The 23,051-nt window shown below is 33.9% G+C and carries 15 protein-coding genes; 12 read left to right on the plus strand and 3 right to left on the minus strand.

Annotation, left to right across the window (positions count from 1 at the left end):
• Positions 1-2,001 (minus strand): hypothetical protein, encoded by a 2,001-nt coding sequence (locus AC1RO3_RS04490; protein ID WP_481761512.1) that lies wholly within the window; start codon positions 1,999-2,001, stop codon positions 1-3.
• A 231-nt stretch (positions 2,002-2,232) separates the two neighbouring features.
• On the opposite strand from AC1RO3_RS04490, the gene AC1RO3_RS04495 reads away from it, so the two are divergent.
• The 8 genes from AC1RO3_RS04495 to AC1RO3_RS04530 all read left to right on the plus strand — a co-directional run bounded on the left by AC1RO3_RS04495 (position 2,233) and on the right by AC1RO3_RS04530 (position 15,677).
• A complete protein-coding gene (locus AC1RO3_RS04495; RefSeq protein WP_481761511.1) occupies positions 2,233-7,176 on the plus strand; it encodes a CDP-glycerol glycerophosphotransferase family protein in 4,944 nt (1,647 codons plus the stop codon).
• Positions 7,177-7,316: 140 nt separating this feature from the next.
• Positions 7,317-8,429, plus strand: a complete 1,113-nt coding sequence (locus AC1RO3_RS04500) for an AI-2E family transporter (RefSeq protein ID WP_481761510.1) — start codon at positions 7,317-7,319, stop codon at positions 8,427-8,429.
• A 61-nt stretch (positions 8,430-8,490) separates the two neighbouring features.
• Positions 8,491-8,883 (plus strand): glycerol-3-phosphate cytidylyltransferase, encoded by a 393-nt coding sequence (gene tagD, locus AC1RO3_RS04505; protein ID WP_481761509.1) that lies wholly within the window; start codon positions 8,491-8,493, stop codon positions 8,881-8,883.
• A 52-nt stretch (positions 8,884-8,935) separates the two neighbouring features.
• Positions 8,936-10,141, plus strand: coding sequence for a CDP-glycerol glycerophosphotransferase family protein (locus tag AC1RO3_RS04510; RefSeq protein WP_481761627.1), 1,206 nt, complete (start codon positions 8,936-8,938; stop codon positions 10,139-10,141).
• A 149-nt stretch (positions 10,142-10,290) separates the two neighbouring features.
• The gene (locus AC1RO3_RS04515) at positions 10,291-11,796 is read left to right on the plus strand and encodes an ATP-binding cassette domain-containing protein (RefSeq protein ID WP_481761508.1); all 1,506 of its coding nucleotides are present in this window, start codon (positions 10,291-10,293) and stop codon (positions 11,794-11,796) included.
• Between the two features lie 24 nt (positions 11,797-11,820).
• Positions 11,821-12,552: a LysM peptidoglycan-binding domain-containing protein gene (locus AC1RO3_RS04520; protein ID WP_481761507.1), complete on the plus strand. Its 732-nt coding sequence runs from the start codon at positions 11,821-11,823 to the stop codon at positions 12,550-12,552.
• Positions 12,553-12,634: 82 nt separating this feature from the next.
• The gene (locus tag AC1RO3_RS04525; protein WP_481761506.1) at positions 12,635-13,978 is read left to right on the plus strand and encodes a hemolysin family protein; all 1,344 of its coding nucleotides are present in this window, start codon (positions 12,635-12,637) and stop codon (positions 13,976-13,978) included.
• Between the two features lie 121 nt (positions 13,979-14,099).
• The gene (locus AC1RO3_RS04530; protein WP_481761505.1) at positions 14,100-15,677 is read left to right on the plus strand and encodes a peptide chain release factor 3; all 1,578 of its coding nucleotides are present in this window, start codon (positions 14,100-14,102) and stop codon (positions 15,675-15,677) included.
• A gap of 46 nt (positions 15,678-15,723) precedes the next feature.
• On the opposite strand, the gene AC1RO3_RS04535 is transcribed toward AC1RO3_RS04530, so the two are convergent.
• Entirely contained in the window at positions 15,724-16,806 is a 1,083-nt protein-coding gene (locus AC1RO3_RS04535; protein ID WP_481761504.1) for a MucBP domain-containing protein, read from the minus strand.
• A gap of 151 nt (positions 16,807-16,957) precedes the next feature.
• Entirely contained in the window at positions 16,958-19,189 is a 2,232-nt protein-coding gene (locus AC1RO3_RS04540; protein WP_481761503.1) for an ATP-dependent Clp protease ATP-binding subunit, read from the minus strand.
• Positions 19,190-19,391: 202 nt separating this feature from the next.
• On the opposite strand from AC1RO3_RS04540, the gene AC1RO3_RS04545 reads away from it, so the two are divergent.
• The 4 genes from AC1RO3_RS04545 to AC1RO3_RS04560 all read left to right on the plus strand — a co-directional run bounded on the left by AC1RO3_RS04545 (position 19,392) and on the right by AC1RO3_RS04560 (position 23,049).
• Positions 19,392-19,580: a hypothetical protein gene (locus tag AC1RO3_RS04545; RefSeq protein WP_057973672.1), complete on the plus strand. Its 189-nt coding sequence runs from the start codon at positions 19,392-19,394 to the stop codon at positions 19,578-19,580.
• A gap of 151 nt (positions 19,581-19,731) precedes the next feature.
• Positions 19,732-19,998, plus strand: coding sequence for a phosphocarrier protein HPr (locus AC1RO3_RS04550; protein WP_409022159.1), 267 nt, complete (start codon positions 19,732-19,734; stop codon positions 19,996-19,998).
• Positions 19,998-21,719 carry a phosphoenolpyruvate--protein phosphotransferase gene (ptsP, locus tag AC1RO3_RS04555; protein ID WP_481761502.1) on the plus strand — a complete coding sequence of 574 codons (1,722 nt, stop codon included), beginning with the start codon at positions 19,998-20,000 and terminating at the stop codon, positions 21,717-21,719. Before AC1RO3_RS04550 ends, ptsP begins: the two co-directional genes overlap by 1 nt.
• A gap of 148 nt (positions 21,720-21,867) precedes the next feature.
• Positions 21,868-23,049: a glycosyltransferase family 4 protein gene (locus tag AC1RO3_RS04560; RefSeq protein WP_481761501.1), complete on the plus strand. Its 1,182-nt coding sequence runs from the start codon at positions 21,868-21,870 to the stop codon at positions 23,047-23,049.
• The last annotated feature ends 2 nt before the right edge of the window (positions 23,050-23,051 follow it).

Here is a 23,051-nt window from a genome sequence, read left to right on the forward strand (position 1 = left end):
TTAATAACCGGCTGTTGTTGACTTAATTAACTCAGGTGTTCTATTAAATAACATGTAGGCGTAACCGTTAATGATTTGCATCCCTTCAGTTTCTCGTGAAGAATTGATACGGGTATACGAAACATCATTTGTTGTTAAGGCACTGTTATGATTATTATCAACTGTTAATTTCGAAGCGTTAACAGCGACAAAAGCGTCATCTGTTACGAGGTAAACTTTATTTGTTTTTGAACTATAAGCAATTGATTGTGGAGAGTCACCCACCCGGTTGGCTAATTGTCCAACGACTTTTACGGTGACTTTATTGTCGGCATCTATAGATCCCTTCCAAATTCGAATATACTTACCGGCTGAACCAGATCCGCTACCAATCATTGTGTATGAATAGAAGTTATTGTTATCTGCAAAAGTTAAATTATTACTTTGCATAAAATTACCATAACCATCGTTCCATTGCATATTAGTATAGTTATCAGGTGCTAGCGTTGACGAATTGATATGTTGAATAGTTACTGTGTCGGATTCAGTAAGTGATTTTGAGCTTGTATCACGATACATGTAGAGACCTTTATTTGAACCATTTGTTTTATAATCTAAAGATTGACCATGGCCTATTATGAATTCAGGACCGACTTTAATGATAGATTCATATTTTTTGTATGCATTATATTTAGAAACATAGAAATTATATTTACCTTTATAAGTTGAAGCAGGGTAGTTTGCTTTGTAGTAGCTAAGAGATTGCGATTGACGGAGGTAGTAAAAAGCCTGCCATAATTCTCCAAATCCCTTACTATTATTTAGATTTAATGCGTTCATCTTATCAGTATCAAAACGGACAATCTTACCAGTTCCTTTTTTCGAATCAGTTGAGATTGATGCATAAAGGTAGTGACCATTGATAACAAATCCTTGTATATTACCCCAATCACCACTTGATTTATATGAAGCAGTTAAGAAATAATTTGTTTTAAATTGTTTTGAACCAGTTGCATTATAAGTACTACCTGATTTTGTTGTTGCATCAACTGAAGAATAATTAGGCTTTTTTTGATAGAAATTAGTAGCCGCAGTATTTGCTAATTTATTGCCTGTATCTAGGCTACCATCATGCATATCAACAAGAACATCTGTAGCAGGTGTCCAGGCTGCTAAATAGCCACTATAAATCCAACCGAGATCGTTTTTCCCAGTTTTAACATATGAAAATTTAGCGCCATCTTGTGTTCGTGTTTCTGTTTTGGTGATATATAAATCAGTATCGAAGTAATTTTTTGAATAATGTGTTGTTTTATTTCCATAAATAGTGTTTAGTGGTGCGTTATGAATGTTAGAGATGTCAGACGTGATACGATATTTAGTTTTTGATGAAGAAGTTTTGATATCTTTAACGGTTTCGTAATTCGTTAATGCTTTAGTATTCACATAACCATACAAAGTTCCGTCACTATATGTTAGTTTTGAGTAGCTTACATTTGATGCCGTTGTAATTTTTTTGGAAATGTAGAAAGTGGTTGAGTGATAACTAGTACCATAGTGCATAAATGTAGAAGCACCGTGTAATGCTCTTGGATAACTGTAAACATTATAAGCATTTGTTTTAATTCTAACAGGTGTATGGTTACTATCTGATTTATCTGTTTTGGGAGATGCATAAACGGTTGTGGCTTTGGTATTTATATAGCCATACGCTTTTCCAGCACCATTAACTAGCCAAGAATATGATTTTCCATCTGATAATTTAATCGTTTTTGTGATGTAAAAAGTTGTTGAATGATAACTTGAACCATAGTGCATGAACTTTGATTTTGAATTTAAAGTTCGAGGGTAAGCATAAACATTATAAGCTTTCGTTTTAATTCTAACAGGCGCATGTGCAATGTATTTTGAAGATGATAGTTTAACTTTTGCTGAGACAGAGCTAGATGTACTGTGACTGGCTATCCCTAAGCCAAGTGCTGTAAACAGTAATGTGATCCCAATGAATTTACTGATTTTCATAATTTAGAACTCCCCTATAAAATATATTTTGTGCCTTCTAATTATACATGAATATGACTGATAGGCCAATTCATTATTTGAATGGAACGGGGTTATTAATACTGATCAAAAAGTTATGGAACAGTTAAATACCATGGAATGTAATATAAAAAAAATATATTATTATAAATAGGAATGATATAATTATTAGATATTTGGACAAAAGAATTGTTAAGGAGAATACAATTAATAATGACAAAAAATAATGGATTACTCTCAGTTGTTATTTTGGGATACAATGTTGAAGAGTTCATTGAAGAAAGTATTGAATCAGTTCTTAACCAAAGTTATGAACAATTAGAAATTATTTTAGTTGATGATGGATCAGTTGATGGGACTGCCGAAATTATGGATCGGTATGTATCACTTTTTGACAATATTAAAGCAATTCACAAAGAAAATGCTGGACCTAGTGCTGCTAGAAATGCAGGAATTGAAGCCGCTACCGGAGAATATATTGCCTTCGTAGATGGGGATGATTTATTACCAGTTGACGCATACAGTCTTTTGATGGGGTCGGTAAAGATGACTGATTCAGACTTGGCAACTGGTGCAGTTAAACGATTTAATTCTAAACGTAGTTCACGTTCTTACATTCATAAATTTGCTATTAAAGATACTGTTTATGAAACATCAATTGCAGAACACCCAGAATTAGTTTATGACACAACTTCATGGAATAAAGTTTATCGATTAAATTTGTTTATCGACAATAATTTGCGCTACCCTGTGGGAATGTTATATGAAGATATTCCTGTGATGATGGCAGCTCATTTATTGGCTAACCATATTGATATTATTACTGATATTGTATACGAATGGCGTTGGCGTGAAGGTGATAGCAAATCTATCACTCAAAGTCGAGGTAATGATATTCAACATTATAAAGACCGATTGGAAATGCTAGAGTTAACGCGTTCATACATGAAAAAATATGGGGCAACTCAAAATGTTATGGATGCATTTGATCTGAAATTATTAACAACTGATATTCCGCTATCAATGCAAGATATTCGAGAATCGGAAGAAGATTACATATTAGAATTTCAAAAAATTACAGTCCTACTTATTAGAACGATTAATCCAGAATTATTTAAGCAATTATCAATTAAAAATCAAATTCAATATGCTGCTGTGTTACAGGGGAATATTAAAGACTTAAAAAAATATAGTTATCGTCGTAGAAATATTGGAAAAATTGTTGAAAAAAATAATCGCTATCAATATGAAGATCCGGCTATCTCTTTAGATGTTGCTAAAGCGGTTGATGTGGGACAATCACAAAAATTCGAACAACGAATCTTAAATGTTTTTTCTGATGAAATGACAAGTGAGATAGTTATTAAGGGTTGGTTGCAACTCAATCAATTGAAAGTTACAAAAAAATTAGACGAAAAATTTACGGTTAATTTGATTAACATTATAAATGGGAAAGAAATGCCAATTACGTTTGAACGAGAAACCGTCAAGCGTCGTCGTCATTTATTTAAGCACCGTAACTATCGTTATTTTAGAATGTCATTTGATCAACAAGAGGCATACAAAATATTAGGAAACGGCATTTGGAAAATACAAGTTAATTATCAAGTTAAAAATATTAATGTGACGGAATTTTTAGCTAATCCTAAGCGTAAATTTATAAGTAATATTTTTTCTGGTAATGATTATCAAATTAAAACTGATTTTAGTTTTGACTGGGCATTAGCTTTTAATGCGATGACTTTGACAGCAAATGAAATAAAGACGGAAAAAAATGTTCAAGCTAATCTAATTCAAGATATTAGTGTGAATGATAGTAAATTAGTGGTCTCTACATGGTTAAATAATCCTGAAAGTACGAAGTTAATTGTTACTGAAAATAGTGATGATGAAATTGCGCCTCAAATTAGTGGACAAAAAATAAATGTTAGTGAACATCAAGTGAAATTTGAATTCTCAATAACTGAAGTAGCCGAGTTAAGTTCTGTAACACAAAAAAGACTCCAGTTAATTGATGAAAAAGAATTGAAATTAAGCTATGAGTTTGAACATGTTGATAAACCGCAAGAATATGAAATAGCACAATATAGTTTACTCGTTCAAAAGAATATGAAGGAAATGATTGGACTAAATATCGCACCACATTTTTCAAAACTAATGGATGTCCAGTGGTTAGATAATAGTCGGCTACGATTAATCGCTGAAAATACATTGTTTCAAAGTTCAGCAGAAAAAATTGTTTTACGTGTAATCGATCAAGAGGAACAATATAAATATCAATTTAATGACGTTACTGTCGATGATAACGGTCAAATAATCGTTAATTTGAATTTAATTAATGAACAACAAGACAGTTTCATTAAGGCAGCAAAATATAATCTTTATCTTGATTTTTATAGTGCTGACCAAGTTGTTCGTTCGCAAATTACAACTGAACCAGAACGTGTAGAAACGCTAGAAAGTCGTACAAATCATTTAGCAAGAACATCATTATACGAAACAAAAAACAATTTTTTGGTTTTAAACCAAAAATTATCGTGGGATAAGCAGGACGCAACCAAACGAAAACGGGCAATTAACTTCTCACTATATTACCCGCTACAACGTTTATTACCTTTAAAGAAGAAAACGATTGTCTTTGATAGTTATTGGGGCGCTTATTTCAATGGTAATGAAAAAGCCATTTATGATTATGTCCAAGAAAACATGCCAGATTATGAATGTGTCTGGTTATTCAAGGATCCGAATACAACAATAACCGGCAATGGTAAACGAGTTCGCTACTTCAGTAAAAAGTATTGGTATTACATGGCGCGAGCTAAGTATTTTATTGAAAATACTAACCTCCCTAACCAATATGCAAAACGAAAAGGACAAGTTGAAGTTCAATCGTTACATGGAACCTTCATGAAAACGATGGGATTTGATGAACCTTATTTCAAAGATGGTTCAAAAGGACGTCAGAATAATTTCATGAAACGAATTAAGCGTTGGGATTATCTTGTTTCACCTTCGCCATATATGGATGAAACAGCTAGTCACGCATTTAATTTTGAAAAAGAGGTTGTTCACTCTGGCTTCCCAAGAAATGATGTACTTTATAAAAAGAATAATGAAACTGATATCCTTAAAATTAAAGAATCTATTGGCATGCCATTGGATAAAAAGGTCGTATTATATGCACCAACCTACCGAAATAAAGACGGATTTGATTTTGAGTTAGATATTAAACAAATGCAAGCTAAATTGAGTGACGAATATGTGTTATTGGTAAGGCTACATTATTTCGTTGCCAATAAAATTGATCTAACTGAATTTGAAGGATTTACTTTTGATGTGTCTAATTATCCAACAGTTGAAGATTTATATTTAATTGCGGATACGTTAATTACTGATTATAGTTCAGTAATGTTTGATTACGCACATCTTAAACGACCAATGATTTTCTTTGCATATGATTTAAAAGATTATACAGAAGATACACGAGGTGTTTATCTCGATTATAATGGTACGGTTCCAGGACCAATTGTGGATACAACGGCAAAAATAATTGACGAATTAAGCGATTTTAATCATCTACAGACAACCTACGCGCAACAATTGATTGAATTTTATGATAAATTTTGTACGTATGGTCGTCAAGGGGATGCTTCAAAGCAAGTTTTTGAAGCAATGATTAGCGATCACTTATTACCACAAGAACCAAGCGTTCAAGTAATTAGAAATAAAATTAAAAAGATCGTTAAGTTTAATAAATGGTATCCAAAAGCATTTGGTATTATCGGTAAAATGTCAAAGAAAGATATTATTATATTTGAAAGTTTCTTTGGTCGTAAATATAGTGATAATCCAAAAGCTATCTATGAATACATGAAAGACCGTTACCCTAAATATAAGATGTACTGGAATGTGAACCAGGATTATGTTGCTTATTTTAAAGAAAATCATATTCCCTATGTGACACGATTCTCATTTAAAGGTATTTTCAAACAAGCTCGAGCAAAATATTGGTTTACGAATGTTCGTCGACCATTATGGTGGGTTAAACCTGAAGGTACAACAATTGTTCAGACATGGCATGGTACGCCATTAAAAACGATTGGTGTTGACGTAAATACAGGGTCAATGCCTGGCGTTGATGCTGCTAAATATCATAGCCAAGTTACAAAAGATTCTGATCGTTGGGATTATTCTGTTACGCCAAATGAATATTCGTCAGATATTTTCAGACGTGCATTCCGTTTGAACCGTAACCAAATGATTAATTCTGGCTATCCTAGAAATGATATTTTAACGAATTATACACAGACAGATATCAATCGTATTAAAGCAAGTTTAGAAATTAATCCAAACAAAAAAGTTATTCTATATGCACCTACTTGGAGAGATAATGAATACGTTAAAGCTGATTATTTCACGGCTAAGTTACATCTTGATTTAGATAAGATGAAAGCAGAACTTGGCGATGATATTATCGTTCTTGTTAGAACGCATTATTTAATTGCTAACTCATTAGATTTAACTGATTATGAAGGCTTTGCGCTGAACGTTGCTGATTATGAAGATATTAATGATTTATATCTTATTAGTGATCTGTTGATTACAGATTATTCATCTGTTTTCTTTGATTTTGCAGCGTTAAAACGTCCTATTATTTTCTTTGCATATGATTTAGATGAGTATGCAAATGATATTCGTGGTTTTTACTTTGACTACGAAAAAGAAGTACCAGGACCAATCGTTAAGGATACAGATGCTGTCATTACTGAGATTAAACGAGCATTTGCAACGGATGAACGCCATCACAATTATGATCAATTTGTAGCGACTTATAATGCTTGGGATGATGGACATGCAACTGAACGGTTAGTTGATTTTGTCATGAATGGACGCGTTTATGAAGCTCAAGAAACAGTAGTTGAAGAAACGACCGTCCATGTTCAAGATGGTGCTGAAGTTTGGTCAAAGGTTTATGGATCTAAAAATTATAAATTTGTAAAAAATATTGATGCCAGAGTTACAAATGAAGGTATCGTGAATAAAACGGGTTATTTAATTGATCCTATTCAAAAAAATAAAGTCGGTTCGACATTACTGTTTATCACGATGAGTGATGGGACAACCGGTTGGATTGATAAAAGTGAAGTAATCAATTAAGCAGTTTAAAGACGCCATTTGGCGTCTTTTTTTTGAATTAATTTATCGTTCAATAATGAGGATAAGTGAAACGCTATAATTGTTAGACAGGTTACGGTATAATGAAATTACTATACATAAATTAAAGGAGAACCATATCGATGCTTGATAGATTAAAAAAGTCTAAATTGATGTTTTGGTCACTTGAATTATTAATCGTTGCCTCGTTAATTTGGATGTGTACAAAAATAAGTTTTATTTTTAGTCCAATAGGAACGTTTATTTCCACATTATTTATTCCGATTATTATATCTGGGTTTTTATTTTATTTATTTAATCCGGTCGTTAAATTTTTAATGAAAATAAAAATCAAAAAATTCAAATTTTCTCGAACGTTGTCAGTTGCCATTCTATTTGTATTCCTAGCAATTCTTTTAGTTGCCTTAATAGGGTACCTGATTCCGAGAGTAGTCAGTCAGCTAAGTCAATTGGTGGTTAACCTACCAGATTATGCAAATGCAGTTAGTGAGTCGTCAAAAGATACGTTTAATCATTTAAATAAATATGCTTGGTTTAAAGAAATTGATTTTACTAGCTATTTAAACCAGTTTGAAAATTCTATTGGGACCTACTTCAAATCAATTGCAACCAATTTGACGAACTCGATAGGATCAATGATTGGGGTTGTAACGAGTGTGACAGTTGTTGCACTGACAGTACCTGTGATGTTGTTCTATATGTTAAAAGATGGTCAAAAACTAGTCCCAACGCTTAAAAAACTTGTTCCAGAAAAACATGGGGATGAGCTCGTTGAGTTACTTGACCGCATGGGTGATACAATTTCAGCGTACATTGGTGGACAAGCTATTGAATGTATTTTCGTTGGGGTATTTACCGCTATTGGTTATTCAATTATTGGTATGCCGTATATTTTGTTACTAGGAGTTGTGGCTGGCCTTGCTAATATTATTCCTTATATTGGACCCTATATTGGTATTTTCCCAGCACTGATTATTGCGGTAACACAGTCTACTCAAATGGTTATTTTTGTCGTGATTGTTGTGTTAATTGTCCAACAAATTGATGGTAATTTTGTCTATCCTAATGTTATAGGCAAATCATTAAATATACATCCATTGACGATTATTGTATTATTACTAGTAGCTGGTAACATTGCTGGGCTTCTAGGAATGATTTTAGGAATTCCCTTATATGCTGTTGTAAAAGTTGTTATTAAATACTTTTACGATATTAGACAATTGCAGGAAAAATAAGACAGTCATAACAGTTTATGATAAAATAAATTATTATTGATAACGACGGAGGAGCAAAAACATGAAAAAAATAATTACTTATGGAACATTCGATTTATTACACAAGGGTCATGTACGTATTTTACAACGCGCTAAAGCAATGGGCGACCATTTAACAGTTTGTATTTCAACAGATGAATTTAACGCAATTAAAGGGAAAAAGGCTTACACATCATATGAAGATCGTAAGTTCATTTTAGAAGCAATTAAGTACGTAGATGAAGTGATTCCAGAAACTGAATGGGACCAAAAAATTAGTGACGTCGTCGATAATCAGATTGATACATTTGTGATGGGTGATGATTGGGCAGGTAAGTTTGACTTTTTAAGCGATTACTGTGAAGTTATTTACTTACCAAGAACAGATGGTATTTCAACAACAAAAATTAAAAAAGATTTAGGGATGAACTTGTAAAATATTTTATTATTTTATCTTTTGTAGTAAGGAGAACAAAATAATGAATGAAATTAAAAAAATAGTCCAAAAAGTGGTTAAGCGGATTGGTCGCCAAATTTTAATAACGTTAAATGATTTTACAATTAAATTTTCAATTAAAAAACACCAAGTTGTCTTTGAAAGCTTTAATGGGCGCGATGTTAACGATAACCCGATGGCCATTTACAAGCAGACTAGACGAGATCTTGGTGAAGAAAATGCGAAGCTTTTATATTTTAGCGTTAAACCAAGCATGTACACTAAATTAAAAGAACAATATCCGGAAATTAATTTAATTAAACGCTTTGGATTTTCTTGGACTATCAAAATGGCGAGGGCTGAATTTTGGGTCTTTAATTCAAGATTACCTATTTGGTGGAAAAAGAATCCGAAGACTACATATATACAAACATGGCACGGGACACCGTTGAAACATTTAGGAATGGATATTGAAAATGTTTCAATGCCAGGTACAACGACAGCGTTATACCATGCTAATTTTAAAGTGGAAACAGCACGTTGGGATTATTTAATAGCGCCTAATCATTATTCAAAGCAAATTTTTGAAAGTGCATTTGCTTTTAAAAATAAATCCTTGGATATTGGATACCCAAGGAATGACATTTTATATGCGGATAATAATGAAAAAGATATTAGAGCTTTAAAGAAAACGTATCTTGGTAATGAAGATGCTAAAGTGGTTCTTTATGCGCCAACATGGCGTGATGATAGCTTTTATACTCAGGGTGTTTATAAATTCGAAATGGCTTTTTCATTCGAATCATTCTTTCAACATGTATCAGACGATACTATTTTAATTATGCGGCCTCATTATTTAGTTAAGAATAGTATTAATATCGAAGGATTTGAAGATCGTGTTAAAATAATGGCAGATGAAAATATTACTGAATTATATTTAATGAGTGATATGATGATTACGGATTATTCGTCAGTGATGTTTGATTTTGCTAATTTGAATCGACCAATGATGTTTTATTGTTATGATTTAGAACATTATCGGGATGAACTACGCGGCTTTTATATCAACTTTGAGATGGAAGCGCCAGGACCAATCGTAGAAAAAGAACCAGATTTCTATAAACAATTGGATGTCTATACGCAAAATGGTGATTATCCTGGTTACGAAAAACAATTTAAAGATTTTCAAAATAAATTTATTGAATGGGATAATGGAAAAGCTTCTCAAAAAGTTTCTGACATTATCTTAGGTAAGTAAGCATATTCTCCTTTTGGGAGGATATGCTTTTTATTTTTTAAAATATAAATACTGATAACATCGGATAAGATGTTAATTTTTAGTGATTAATGGTAGAATTGTATAAGCGTAAGTGTATACATGTTATTATTGAGAATTAAAATAACTGAATGATTAATGGTGATAAAATGGAAGATTATAAAATTCGATTAGAGTATGTTACAAAAGGTATAACAAGTAAAAAAAATCGAAAAATTGATAAAGATTCGAAAGATATTTATTGGGCTTTAAGGGGCATCTCGTTTGATATTTATCGTGGTGAATTTTTTGGTATTATTGGCATGGGTGGCTCAGGGAAAGCAACGTTATCTGACATTCTAGCCGGTAAAGCCAAACAAACAACGGGTTTTCTAACGATGGCCGGTCACACGACGATTGTATCATATGAGACACAATTAAAACGCGATAAAACGGCTGTGCAAAATATTCAAGAAGCAATTACTGATTCTAAGATTGATTACAAAAATAGTGATCAAACTTTGAATAATGTTTTAAATTTTGCTGACTTAGGGGTATTAAAAGAAAGTAAAATTGAAGATTACTCTCCCGATATGCGTGCGCGAGTTGAGTTAGCAATGGCCTTCTTCATTGAACCTGATATTATTATTTTAGATGGTATTCTATCAGCATTAGATGATATTTTTTATCAAAAAACGGTTGATAAAATTAAAAGCCTACAAACAGAGGGCAAAACTTTTGTACTTGCTAGTCAAGATTTACAACAAATGGAGTTCTTAACAGACAGAATTGCCTGGATTCAAAACGGTCAACTGATGGATATCGGTGAGTCTGAAAAAGTCGTTATGAGTTATTTAGATTTTGTTGCTTGGTACGATAGTTTGACTGATGAGAAACGAAGTGAGTACGATAAACAACGTGATTCAGAACGTAAATCATTTAGTGTAGAGACCTTATATACACAATATAAAAAAACGCATTTTGATCCTGATATGCCTCGATCAATTGAGTTGCGTCGTAGAGATGCCTTTTATAACGGACAAGCATTTGACGATACAAAATATTTTTTAAAAAAGAAAAATGGTAAAAAGCACGGTAAACTAGCTTTGATGGTTATTGGTATTTTGATTTTAGCAGTGATAGGAACAGTTTCTGCCAAGTATGTTCAAATGAACAATGACAAGCAAGAATCGAGTTCAATCGCCCAACGTCAGAAGTCTGTAAGTGAATCAAAAAAAATAGCAATTTCAAGCTCAATTAGTAGAGCTGATGTCTCTAAAAAAGTGGTGGCATCTTCTAAATCTAAATCAGCTAAAGCTGCTTCAAGCAAGTCAGCCAAACGGTCTGCTGAAAAAAAGCGGCAGAATGAGTCGCTTGCTAAAGCTAAGGCAGAAAGTGAATCCGTTCTAGCTAGAGAGTCATCTGAAAGGGTGGCTAGTTCTGAGTCAGCAGCAAAAGAAAGTAGTGAAAAGAAGGAAAGTAGTGAAAAGAAAGAAAGTATCAGTAAAATTAGTACGAAGATGTTTGAGGTAGGTAGTGGGGATAGTTTATCAAGTATCGCGACTGCCAATGATACAACCAGTGATCAATTGATGGACATCAATGAATTATCATCAAATCTTTTGCATGTAGGACAAAAAATAAAAGTACCTAAATAAATGTGAGTTAACTCGGAGGAAGTTATGAAATTAAGAACGAAAGTAATTATTGGTATAGTTGCAGTTGTGTGTATCGGTGGTGGGACGATATTAGCTAGTACGAAGGCTGGTCATGACGTCGTTGAGTGGGTTGCTACTCGTGGGTCATCTGACCAACAAAAAAAGGAGTACGCTGAACAACAAAAATTAGCTGAATCGAAATATGGTAAGAGTAAGTCTAGTGAAAAATCAAAACCAAAATCAAAAAAGAAGAAAACTGAAAAGAAAAAATCTGTGTCTAAAAAAAGTAAATCAACGTCGTCTTCGTCGTCAAGTTCTAATATTGATACGGATACGATAACTGTTGTTTATGGTGATTCATTGTCATCTATTGCGTTAAGCCATGATATGACAGTGAAGGAACTAATTGCATTAAATGACATGGAAAATACAACATTAAGACCTGGGCAAACGCTTAAGGTCGTTGCTGGAAGTGGAAAAAGTATAGATACTACATCTTCAGATACAACAGGCACAGATAATACAAGTTCTGATAATACTACTTCAGACAACACAACAAGTTCATACTCTAATGACGATACAACTTCAGATAGTACAAGTACAGCAAGTTCATACTCTAATGCTGATACAAGCTCAGATAGTACAACAAGTTCAGATACTTCTAGTACCGATAACACAACAAGATCATATTCTAGTTCAACATCAGATACAACTAGTTCAACGAGCTCAACTAGTGATGAGACAACTAGCAATTAGCAATCGGATTTCTGCATGTTAATAGGTGTATAATATCCGTAGGTTAAAAAATAAAGACAAATGAATTGGAGCGGATGAGTAAATGAGTTCAGACCCTGGTCACGAACTGCTGTTGCAGCTGTTATTATTAGTCATTTTGACATTAGTGAATGCCTATTTTTCAGCTGCAGAATTAGCAGTAGTTTCAGTAAATCGTAATAAAATTGAGGCAGAGGCGAAAGCTGGAGATAAAGGTGCAATAAGAATTCTTGGTATATTAAATAATTCGACATCATTTTTATCAACTATCCAGATTAGTATTACTTTTGCCGGGTTCTTGTCTTCAGCTTTTGCAGCAACATCTTTGGCTAAATATGTTGAACCATTGTTTGGGAGTGCTGTGTGGGCACATGATGTTGCAGTAGTTATCGTTACGTTGATTTTATCTTATTTTTCATTAGTTTTAGGAGAATTATATCCTAAACAATTGGCACTACAGATGCCAGACAAAATTGCCAGAGCAACGACTGGGCCTATTCAACTTATTGCGATTGTTTTCAAACCATTTAACTGGTTGTTATCAATTTCAATCCGTGCATTAGAAAAAATAACACCAATTAAGTTTAATAAAAATAATATTGAGGTTATTAGTCGACAAGAAATTGTTCATATGATTCAAACTGGTGAAGAGCGTGGTGCTATTGATTCAGATGAATATGAAATGATGGAAGGCGTTATTTCGTTACATACGAAATTCGCTCGTGAAGTTATGGTCGCTAGAACTGATGCTTTTATGATTGATTTACAAAACGATAATGATCGTAATATTGATGCTATTTTAAATCAACCTTATTCTCGTGTACCCGTTTATAGTGATGATAAAGATAACGTCGTTGGCGTTGTTCATATCAAAAATTTGCTTAAAGCTGCTAGAGCAAAAGGGTTCGATAGAATTAGTTTACGTCAAATTATGCAAGAGCCCATGTTTATTCCAGAAACGATGGCTGTTGATGATTTGTTATTCGAAATGAAGAAAACACACACTCAATTAGCTATTTTATTGGATGAATATGGCGGTGTTGTTGGACTTGCCACAATTGAAGATTTAATTGAAGAGATTGTTGGCGATATCGACGATGAGTCAGATAGCCCTGATGATACATTGAGAAAAATTAATGCACATGAATATATCGTACAAGGTCGAATGACACTTGACGATTTTAATGATGAATTTAATTGTGATATCAACGTTAAAGACGTAGACACAATTGCGGGATTCGTCTTAACTGAATTAGGTCGAATTCCCGGTAATAATGAACAACTACAGATTACACTTCACAATGGTATACTTCTCGAAACGGAAAAAATGGACGGTTCTCGATTAGTGGAATTGAAAGTTATGATTCCCGAAACACGGTTAAAAGATACTTTAAAGAGTAAAGAATAAAATATGGGATGATAAGGTCAATAGAACTCTAATAAGTTCCATTGACCTTATCATTTTTTACGTCGAAGTTCATTATCATTTATGATAAACTATGAGTAATATGTTTTAGAGAGGACAAAAAATGAATACAGAAGAATTAGAGACTCAAGTAAAAAAACGCCGAACATTTGCGATTATTTCTCATCCCGATGCTGGTAAAACAACCATTACAGAACAATTACTTTTATTCGGTGGGGTTGTCCGTTCTGCCGGAACAGTTAAGGGTAAAAAATCTGGTACTTTTGCAAAATCTGATTGGATGGAAATTGAAAAGAAACGTGGTATTTCTGTTACTAGTTCAGTTATGCAATTTGATTACGCCGATAAGCGGGTTAATATTTTAGATACACCTGGGCATGAGGATTTCTCGGAAGATACCTACCGAACATTAATGGCCGTAGATTCTGCAGTCATGGTTATTGATTCTGCAAAAGGAATTGAACCACAAACAAAGAAATTATTTAAAATTTGTAAAATGCGTGGCATTCCTATTTTCACATTCATCAATAAGATGGATCGTGATGGACGTGAGCCACTTGATTTAATGGCTGAACTCGAAGAGGTCTTGGGCGTTGAATCATACCCAATGAACTGGCCAATTGGTATGGGTAAAGGCTTAAAGGGATTATACGATATCTACAACCATCGTATTGAACTTTACCAAAAAGAAGATAAAGGCATGGACTACGTTGATTTAAATGACGCCGGTGAGATTGAAGGCGACCATCCTTTAAAAGAAGATAGTATCTATCAAGAAGTGCTAGATGAAATTGAATTATTGGGCGATGCTGGTAATACCTTTGATGAAGCAAAAATCGCAACAGGGGATTTAACGCCGGTTTTCTTTGGATCAGCATTAACTAACTTTGGTGTAAAAACGTTCTTAGATATTTATTTGAACTATGCACCAGCACCACAAGAACATAAAACGATTGAAGAAACAACGATACAACCAACAAATGAACATTTTTCTGGGTTTGTTTTCAAAATTCAAGCAAATATGAATCCTAATCATCGTGATCGAATTGCGTTTATTCGAATTTGTTCAGGTGAATTTGAACGTGGGATGGATGTTAAATTAGCAAGAACTGAAAAGAAAATGCGTTTATCTAATTCAACCCAATTTATGGCAGATTCTCGTGAAGTTTTAGAATCAGCTGTAGCTGGCGATATTATTGGATTATATGATACTGGTAATTTCCAAATTGGCGATACAATCAGTAACATGAAGAAACCAATTACCTTTGAAAAATTACCTCAATTTACGCCTGAATTATTCATGAGCGTTAATGCTAAAAATGTAATGAAACAAAAATCATTCCATAAGGGTATTCAACAGTTGGTTCAAGAAGGTGCTGTTCAATTATATAGAAGTTACAACACGGGTGACTATATTCTGGGTGCCGTTGGTCAACTTCAATTTGAAGTCTTCCAATTCAGAATGTTAAATGAATATAATTCAGAAGTTATCATGACACCAATGGGTTCTAAAACAGCTCGCTGGATTGATCCAGAACAATTGGATGAAAAGATGTCAAGTTCACGTAACTTACTTGTTAAAGATCGACAAGACTTACCGTTGTTCTTGTTTGAAAATGCATTCGCAGAACGCTGGTTTGCTGACAAATATCCAAACGTTACATTAACATCAAAACTATAAACGAAAAGAGGTATACCAATTGGTATACCTCTTTTTTGAGTGCTTATTAATTTAATGAGTAAGGCATTTTGATGTAAGTTTCATCAATAAAACCACCATCTTTTAATTCAAACCAAACATCATTACTTGATGATAACTGACTGATTAAAGTAACTTGTGTATTGTCAGCTAAAACTCGTAATTTTTTACCATAAGGTTTAGTGTAAATAGTTACAGATTTATTAGGAATGTAATCAATTGAAGCAGAGTGATTGATTATTTTTTTAGTAAATTCATTGGTGTCATTGTCGGGTAATAAAGCATATTTGGGTTGAATAATCATTTTTACATTAGAAGTACTTTCTAACCATTGATTGCCACCTATGCTGTACCAAATAGTTCCCAAATTCGTTTCGATTTTTTCAAATACTTGTAAAATAACGCCAGCAGGTAAGAAGGCGGGATAGGAGTTACCCTCGGGTAAGTCATAAGGACGTACGCGTTTTGTAATCTGGATGTATGCGTCAATTTGATCGACGGTTTTCCAATTGATGTTGCGATAATAATAGTAGATGGTTTGTTGTTCATTTGTGAAAGTACCATAACTAGTTTTTGAGGCACGCAATAAATTGAACCCTGGAATATTGACAGGGTCATAAGTGAAAGGGTCATTCAAATGGCCACGTAGTAAAGTGGGTGAGCCGATTAAGTAGCCACCATCAATATCTTGATTATAAATCCAAACGGCAGCGCCATGTTTCTTTTCATAGCTTAAAATAATAGCACCATAGTTGGTTACAAAAGTACTTGTGAATCCCGAAATGCCAACTAGATTATAATCATTGATTGGTTCAAATTGAAGTCTTAAATCGCTACCTATAGTGCCACTGATAATTTGCGGACGAGATAGATTATTATTATTTTGGTCTTTATAGTAAACAATCATTGTGGCATCTGAAACAGATGTTGGTAGAAAAGTTTTTTCTTCAATGACTTCATGTTTCTTTTGTTTTGGTGCCTTATATTTTTTTGTTGATTCAGAATTGAATACAAATTGTATATCGGAAGTGGAAGTAGGTTGGTCATTTTTTGTAAAAACAGACAACATATTCCGGAAGAAATCTCTTAAGGCGATTTTAATCAGCTCCATTCATAATCTAATATCATAATTATAACCTAAAAAGATTAATTATTGGGGAAAAGTGTTTGAAATATCGTTTATTTATTTAAAAGAATGAATAAAATAAAAAAAGATGCAGACTCAGAAAAAATTATCTGAGTCTGCATCTTTAGTTTAGCCTTTACTTTTCAACGTTAGAGTCGGAATCTTTAACATCAGTAGTTGTATCGGCTGATATCTTAATTTCATCTTTTTCAATTTTTGCAGCTAATTTTGTTACATCAGGATTATCAAGGTAGAAGTCAGCTATTTGATCTTCAATCTGTTCCTGGATAACACGTCTTAGTGGACGAGCACCCATTGCGGGATTGTAGCCTAAATCAACTAATTTTTCTTCAACCCGATTTGTAACGTGAAGTTCTAAGTTTTGATTTTTAAGAACTTTATTAACGTCATCAAGCATGATACTTACGATTGAAACTAAGTTTTCTTTACTTAATGAGTTAAATTCAACGATGTCATCAAAACGGTTTAAAAATTCAGGACGGAAGTAATTTGATAGTTTATCAATGATGGCATGGGTTGCACCAGTTGACGTTGCACCAAAGCCAACATTTGCTTCAGCATCAGCACTACCAGCGTTAGATGTCATAATGATAATCGTATCTTTGAAACTTACCACGCGACCTTGTGAATCTGTTAAACGGCCATCTTCAAGAATCTGCAAGAACATATGCATAACATCAGGATGTGCTTTTTCAACTTCATCTAACAAGATTAAACTGTATGGATTACGACGAACTTGTTCAGTTAATTGACCAGCTTCTTCATAACCAACATAGCCAGGAGGGGAACCAATCAATTTAGAAACTGAATGGTTCTCCATGTACTCACTCATATCGAAACGAATCATTGATTCTTTTGTTCCAAATAATTCTTTTGATAATTGTTTAGCAAGTTCTGTTTTACCAATTCCAGTTGGTCCAACAAACAAGAATGATCCGATAGGACGCCCAGATTTATTGAATCCAATCCGGTTACGGCGGATGGCGCGGGCCACTTTATCAATGGCGTCATCTTGGCCAATGACATTAGCTTGAAGGGAAGTGGCTAAATTTTTCAATTGTTGTTGCTCTTTTTCCTTTAGTTCGCCTACAGGAATCCCTGTTTTTTCTTCAATAATTTGTTCCATTTCTTTTTCGGTTACAATTGGTAATTCATCAGAATCAGTATTACTATCTTGTAATTCTTTGAATTTTGCGACTTGATCGCGATAGTAGGCTGCTTTTTCATAATCTTCGTCGGTTAGTGCAGCTTGTTTTTGAGTTTCAGCGTTTTTAATTTTTTCTGCAACTAATTTGGGATCAATAGCTTTAATGGTTAAATTCATTTTTGACCCAGATTCATCAAGTAAATCGATGGCTTTATCTGGTAAAAAACGATCTTGAATGTAACGGTCAGAGAGAGAAGCAGCAGCTTCAATTGCTTCATCACTATAATGAACATGATGGTAAGCTTCGTATTTCTTTTGAATACCTTTTAAAATGACGATTGACTCTTCGACACTAGGTTCATCAACTTGGATAGGCTGTAAACGACGTGCAAGCGCAGCATCTTTTTCGATTTGACGATATTCATTTAGAGTTGTTGCGCCAACGAGTTGTAATTCGCCTCGAGCAAGAGCTGGTTTTAGAACGTTACCGGCATCCATACCACCTTCAGCATTACCAGCGCCTACAATTTCATGAATTTCATCAATGAATAGAATGATAGACTTATCATTTTTAAGTTCCTTCATTAATTGTTGCATTCGTTCTTCGAACTGACCACGAATACCCGTTCCTTGAACTAATGAAACAACATCTAATCGAATAACTTGTTTGTTTAAAAGTTTTTGAGGAACAGCTGAATCAACAATTTTTTGAGCTAATCCTTCAACGACTGCTGTTTTACCAACACCAGCTTCGCCGATTAGAACAGGATTATTTTTTGTCCGACGATTCAAAATTTCAATGATTTGATTAATTTCTTGATCGCGACCAATGACCGGGTCAATATTTCCTGCCCGTGCCTCATCGGTTAAATTAAGACCGAATTGACCAAGGATTGTATCCTTACCATTATTTTTATTAGCGCCACCATTTCTACCAGCTTGGGTAGGAGGTGTCTGCTCTTTTCTTTGTGAACTATTATTTTGACTATTTGGTGCAATCGCATTAAATAAATCATCAAGGTTACCAAAGCTAAATGGATCTTGTTGATTATTACGGATTTGACCATTACTTAAACGCTCTTGTTCATCTTTTAGTAATCGATAACAATTTTGACATAAATCGTATTCTTGATGTTGACCATTTAAGTTAGTTGATAAGTGTATTGTCGCTGGATTGATTTGACAATTTTGACAGATCATATGTGTCACAACCTTTCATATTTCGTTCGTATAGTTTAGTTTATCTAAGATCAAAAACATGTTGACCATCTTTGACCTTCGATGAATAGTATACAAAATATGGAAAAATTCTGCAAGCAATTAGAACTCCTTTTTTACATTTTATGGAGGCTAATCTATAATGAATTTAGTATAGTAGATTTTAGTGAAAAGAGGTTTGAAAATGAGCGAAGATTATAAAGCAAAAATTGATGCATTGATTGCTGGTGAAATAGAGACAATAACAATCAACCCAGATGAATTTATGGCGTTTCAACTTGTTTGGCAAAAAGAAAAATTACGTAAGGCAATCGTTGGTAATGCGCAAAGAGAAGGTCAAATTATTTACAAATATGTTAGTTTGAAAAACTAAAGACTTGTATCATTTTTTAAATAATGGTATTATTTGTCTCTAAAGACTAATGTGTTTAATTTATTAATGAAAACGTGTTCTTTGCTTTTGTTAGTGGGTTATGCATTTTTCTAAAATAAAAAAATATAGAACATCAAGGAGATAATTAATTATGGAAAAGAAAGACTTTCACGTAATCGCAGAAACAGGTATCCACGCGCGTCCAGCTACATTATTGGTACAAGCAGCAAGCAAATTTACTGCTGACGTTGCTTTGGTTTACGGAGAAAAATCAGTAAACTTGAAATCAATCATGGGCGTTATGTCATTAGGCGTTGGTCAAAATGCTGATGTAACAATCACTGCTGATGGCGCTGACGAAACAGATGCAATCGCAGCTATTACAGAAACAATGACGAAAGAAGGACTTGCTGAATAATGTCGAAAATGCTAAAAGGGATTGCTGCTAGTGATGGTATTGCCATTGCTAAAGCATATATGTTAGTTCAACCCGATTTGTCATTCTCGCAAGTAAGCATTGAAGATCCAGAGTCAGAAATCAAACGCCTTGATGCTGCTGTTGCAGCATCAAGTGAAGATTTGAAACTAATCAAACAAAAAGCTGCAGAAAACCTCGGCGCAGAAGAAGCCGAGGTTTTTGAAGCTCATTTGACAATCCTTTCAGATCCTGAACTTATGGGCAACATTGGCGATAAAATCAAAAATGATAAGGTCAACGCTGAAGCAGCATTGAAGGATGTCACAGATATGTTCATTTCAATGTTTGAAGATATGACTGATAATGCTTATATGCAAGAACGTGCAGGCGATATTCGTGATGTTACGAAACGTGTAATGAGTCATTTATTAGGAGTTACAATTCCTAATCCTGCTCTTATCGATCAAGAAGTTGTGGTCGTTGCACATGATTTAACACCATCGGATACAGCCCAATTAAATCGTAAATTTGTTAAAGGATTTATTACTGATGTTGGTGGACGTACTTCTCATTCTGCTATTATGTCTCGTACGCTTGAAATTCCTGCTGTTGTAGGCGCTGGTGATCCAACGACTGCAATCTCAGAAGGTGATATGGTTATTGTTGATGGTATCAATGGTGACGGAATTATCAATCCTACTGCTGAAGAAATTTCAACATATGAAGCAAAAGCAAAAGCTTTTTCTGATCAAAAAGCTGAATGGGAAGAACTAAAAGACGCTAAAACAGTTACTGCTGATGGCGTACATTTTGATTTAGCTGCTAATATCGGTACACCTAAGGATGTTGAGGGTGCAGTAGATAATGGTGCTGAAGCAGTTGGTTTATTCCGTTCAGAATTCTTATACATGGATGCTAGTGAATTACCTTCAGAAGATGATCAATTTAAAGCTTATAAAGCTGCAGTTGAAGGTATGAATGGTAAACAAGTAGTTGTAAGAACAATGGATATTGGAGGCGATAAGGAATTACCTTACTTGCCATTACCAGAGGAAATGAATCCGTTCTTAGGATATCGCGCAATCCGTATTAGTTTGGATCGTCAAGATATTTTCAGAACACAACTTCGTGCTCTACTTAGAGCTTCTCATTATGGACAATTAGCAATTATGTTCCCTATGATTGCAACTGTTGATGAATTTAAATCAGCAAAAGCTATCTATACTGAAGAACGTACTAAGTTAATTGACGCTGGTGTACCAGTAGCAGATAAACTTGAAGTCGGTATGATGATGGAAATTCCTGCTGCTGTTATGAACGGTGATCATTTGGCTAAGTATGCTGATTTCTTTAGTATTGGTACAAATGATTTAATTCAATATTCAATGGCTGCTGATCGAGGTAATGAACAAGTGTCATACCTTTACCAACCTTATAACCCATCAATTTTACGTTTGATTAAAATGGTAATTGATTCGGCTCATAAAGAAGGTAAGTGGGCAGGTATGTGTGGCGAAATGGCCGGCGATCAAATTGCCGTACCTATTTTAGCTGGAATGGGACTTGATGAATTCTCAATGAGTGCTTCGTCAATTCTTAAAACACGTAGTTTAATGAAAAAATTAGATACAACAAAAATGAAGGAATTAGCTGATAAAGCTGTTTCTGACTGTGAAACTAATGAAGAAGTTATTGCATTAGTTGAATCTTACATGAAATAAATTAAACACAAAAAAACTGGTAATTTCGATTATCAGTTTTTTTGTGTTTAATTGGGAATAGATGAGAATAGTCTACTTTTATTGCATAACGGGTGAGAAACCAATATAATTAAAACTATTATATTAGAATAGACAAGGGGACCTTATCGTGAATATTGGAATTTTTACAGATACATATTTTCCACAAGTGAGCGGTGTGGCGACTTCAATAAAAACACTAAGAAACGAGCTCGAAAAAGAGGGACATACCGTCTATATCTTTACGACGACTGACCCACATGTTGATAAGACAGTATATGAACGTAATATTTTTAGATTCTCTAGTATTCCATTTGTTTCTTTTACAGATAGAAGAATTGCTGTTAGAGGCTTATTTCAAGCTTACCAAGTGGCAAAAGAACTAAATTTAGACGTTATTCATACACAGACTGAATTTTCTATGGGCTGGATTGGTAAATTTGTTGCAAGAAATTTAAAAGTTCCTTGTTTACATACCTATCATACAATGTATGAAGATTATTTACATTACATTGCCAATGGTAAGTTATTGAAACCATACCATGTTAAGCAAATGACAAAAACATTTGCATTCCATATGAGCGGGATTATCGCACCAAGTACACGCGTTCAGACGTTGCTACAGAAGTATGGTGTGAAATCAGAAATACGAGTTATCCCTACAGGGGTAGACATTTCTCAATTTGAACAAATTGAAACAGAAGATTATCGTTCTAAATTAGACATTTCTGAAGATCAACCAGTCATGCTTGCGTTAAGTCGATTGGCATTTGAAAAGAATACACAAGAAATTATTGATGGTATGCCAGCGATAATTAAAAAAGTACCGAATGTTTTACTCTTGATTGTAGGGGATGGTCCGGCACGTGAAACCCTTGAAGAGCAAACAGAAAGTTTAAATTTAAAGGACAACGTCAGATTTATTGGTGAAGTTGATAATGATGAGGTATTCCATTTTTATCAGTTAGCAGATTTATTTGTGTCTGCATCAGTAACAGAATCTCAAGGATTGACGTTTATCGAAGCTTTAGCTGCTGGAACACCGGTTATTGCTAAAACGGGTAAATATACTGACGAGTTAATGGAAAAACCAGAAGTTGGTAAAACTTTTTCATCTGAAACTGAAATGGTGACTGATATTATTGATTACTTAAATAGATGTCATGAAGAAGTTGATCCAGAGCCAAGATTAGAAAAGTTAAAAGAAATTTCAGCGGCAACATTTGGATCAAAAGTTGCTGAATTTTACCAAGATGCTCAAATTCATTATGTTGAAATAGAAGAAGAGGATGACGAAATCAGTCATCTATAAAC

The sequence above is a fragment of the Dellaglioa sp. CoH-57-MRSF-19 genome, from assembly GCF_056781975.1.

Excerpts from the sequence above, each read along its gene's own strand:
- AC1RO3_RS04540 (WP_481761503.1), bottom strand. The coding sequence starts at position 19,189 with ATGATCTGTCAAAATTGTCAAATCAATCCAGCGACAATACACTTATCA.
- ptsP (WP_481761502.1), top strand. The coding sequence starts at position 19,998 with ATGTCGAAAATGCTAAAAGGGATTGCTGCTAGTGATGGTATTGCCATT.
- AC1RO3_RS04525 (WP_481761506.1), top strand. The coding sequence starts at position 12,635 with ATGAGTTCAGACCCTGGTCACGAACTGCTGTTGCAGCTGTTATTATTA.
- AC1RO3_RS04490 (WP_481761512.1), bottom strand. The coding sequence starts at position 2,001 with ATGAAAATCAGTAAATTCATTGGGATCACATTACTGTTTACAGCACTT.
- tagD (WP_481761509.1), top strand. The coding sequence starts at position 8,491 with ATGAAAAAAATAATTACTTATGGAACATTCGATTTATTACACAAGGGT.
- AC1RO3_RS04535 (WP_481761504.1), bottom strand. The coding sequence starts at position 16,806 with ATGGAGCTGATTAAAATCGCCTTAAGAGATTTCTTCCGGAATATGTTG.
- AC1RO3_RS04530 (WP_481761505.1), top strand. The coding sequence starts at position 14,100 with ATGAATACAGAAGAATTAGAGACTCAAGTAAAAAAACGCCGAACATTT.
- AC1RO3_RS04500 (WP_481761510.1), top strand. The coding sequence starts at position 7,317 with ATGCTTGATAGATTAAAAAAGTCTAAATTGATGTTTTGGTCACTTGAA.
- AC1RO3_RS04545 (WP_057973672.1), top strand. The coding sequence starts at position 19,392 with ATGAGCGAAGATTATAAAGCAAAAATTGATGCATTGATTGCTGGTGAA.
- AC1RO3_RS04495 (WP_481761511.1), top strand. The coding sequence starts at position 2,233 with ATGACAAAAAATAATGGATTACTCTCAGTTGTTATTTTGGGATACAAT.
- AC1RO3_RS04550 (WP_409022159.1), top strand. The coding sequence starts at position 19,732 with ATGGAAAAGAAAGACTTTCACGTAATCGCAGAAACAGGTATCCACGCG.
- AC1RO3_RS04515 (WP_481761508.1), top strand. The coding sequence starts at position 10,291 with ATGATTAATGGTGATAAAATGGAAGATTATAAAATTCGATTAGAGTAT.
- AC1RO3_RS04520 (WP_481761507.1), top strand. The coding sequence starts at position 11,821 with ATGAAATTAAGAACGAAAGTAATTATTGGTATAGTTGCAGTTGTGTGT.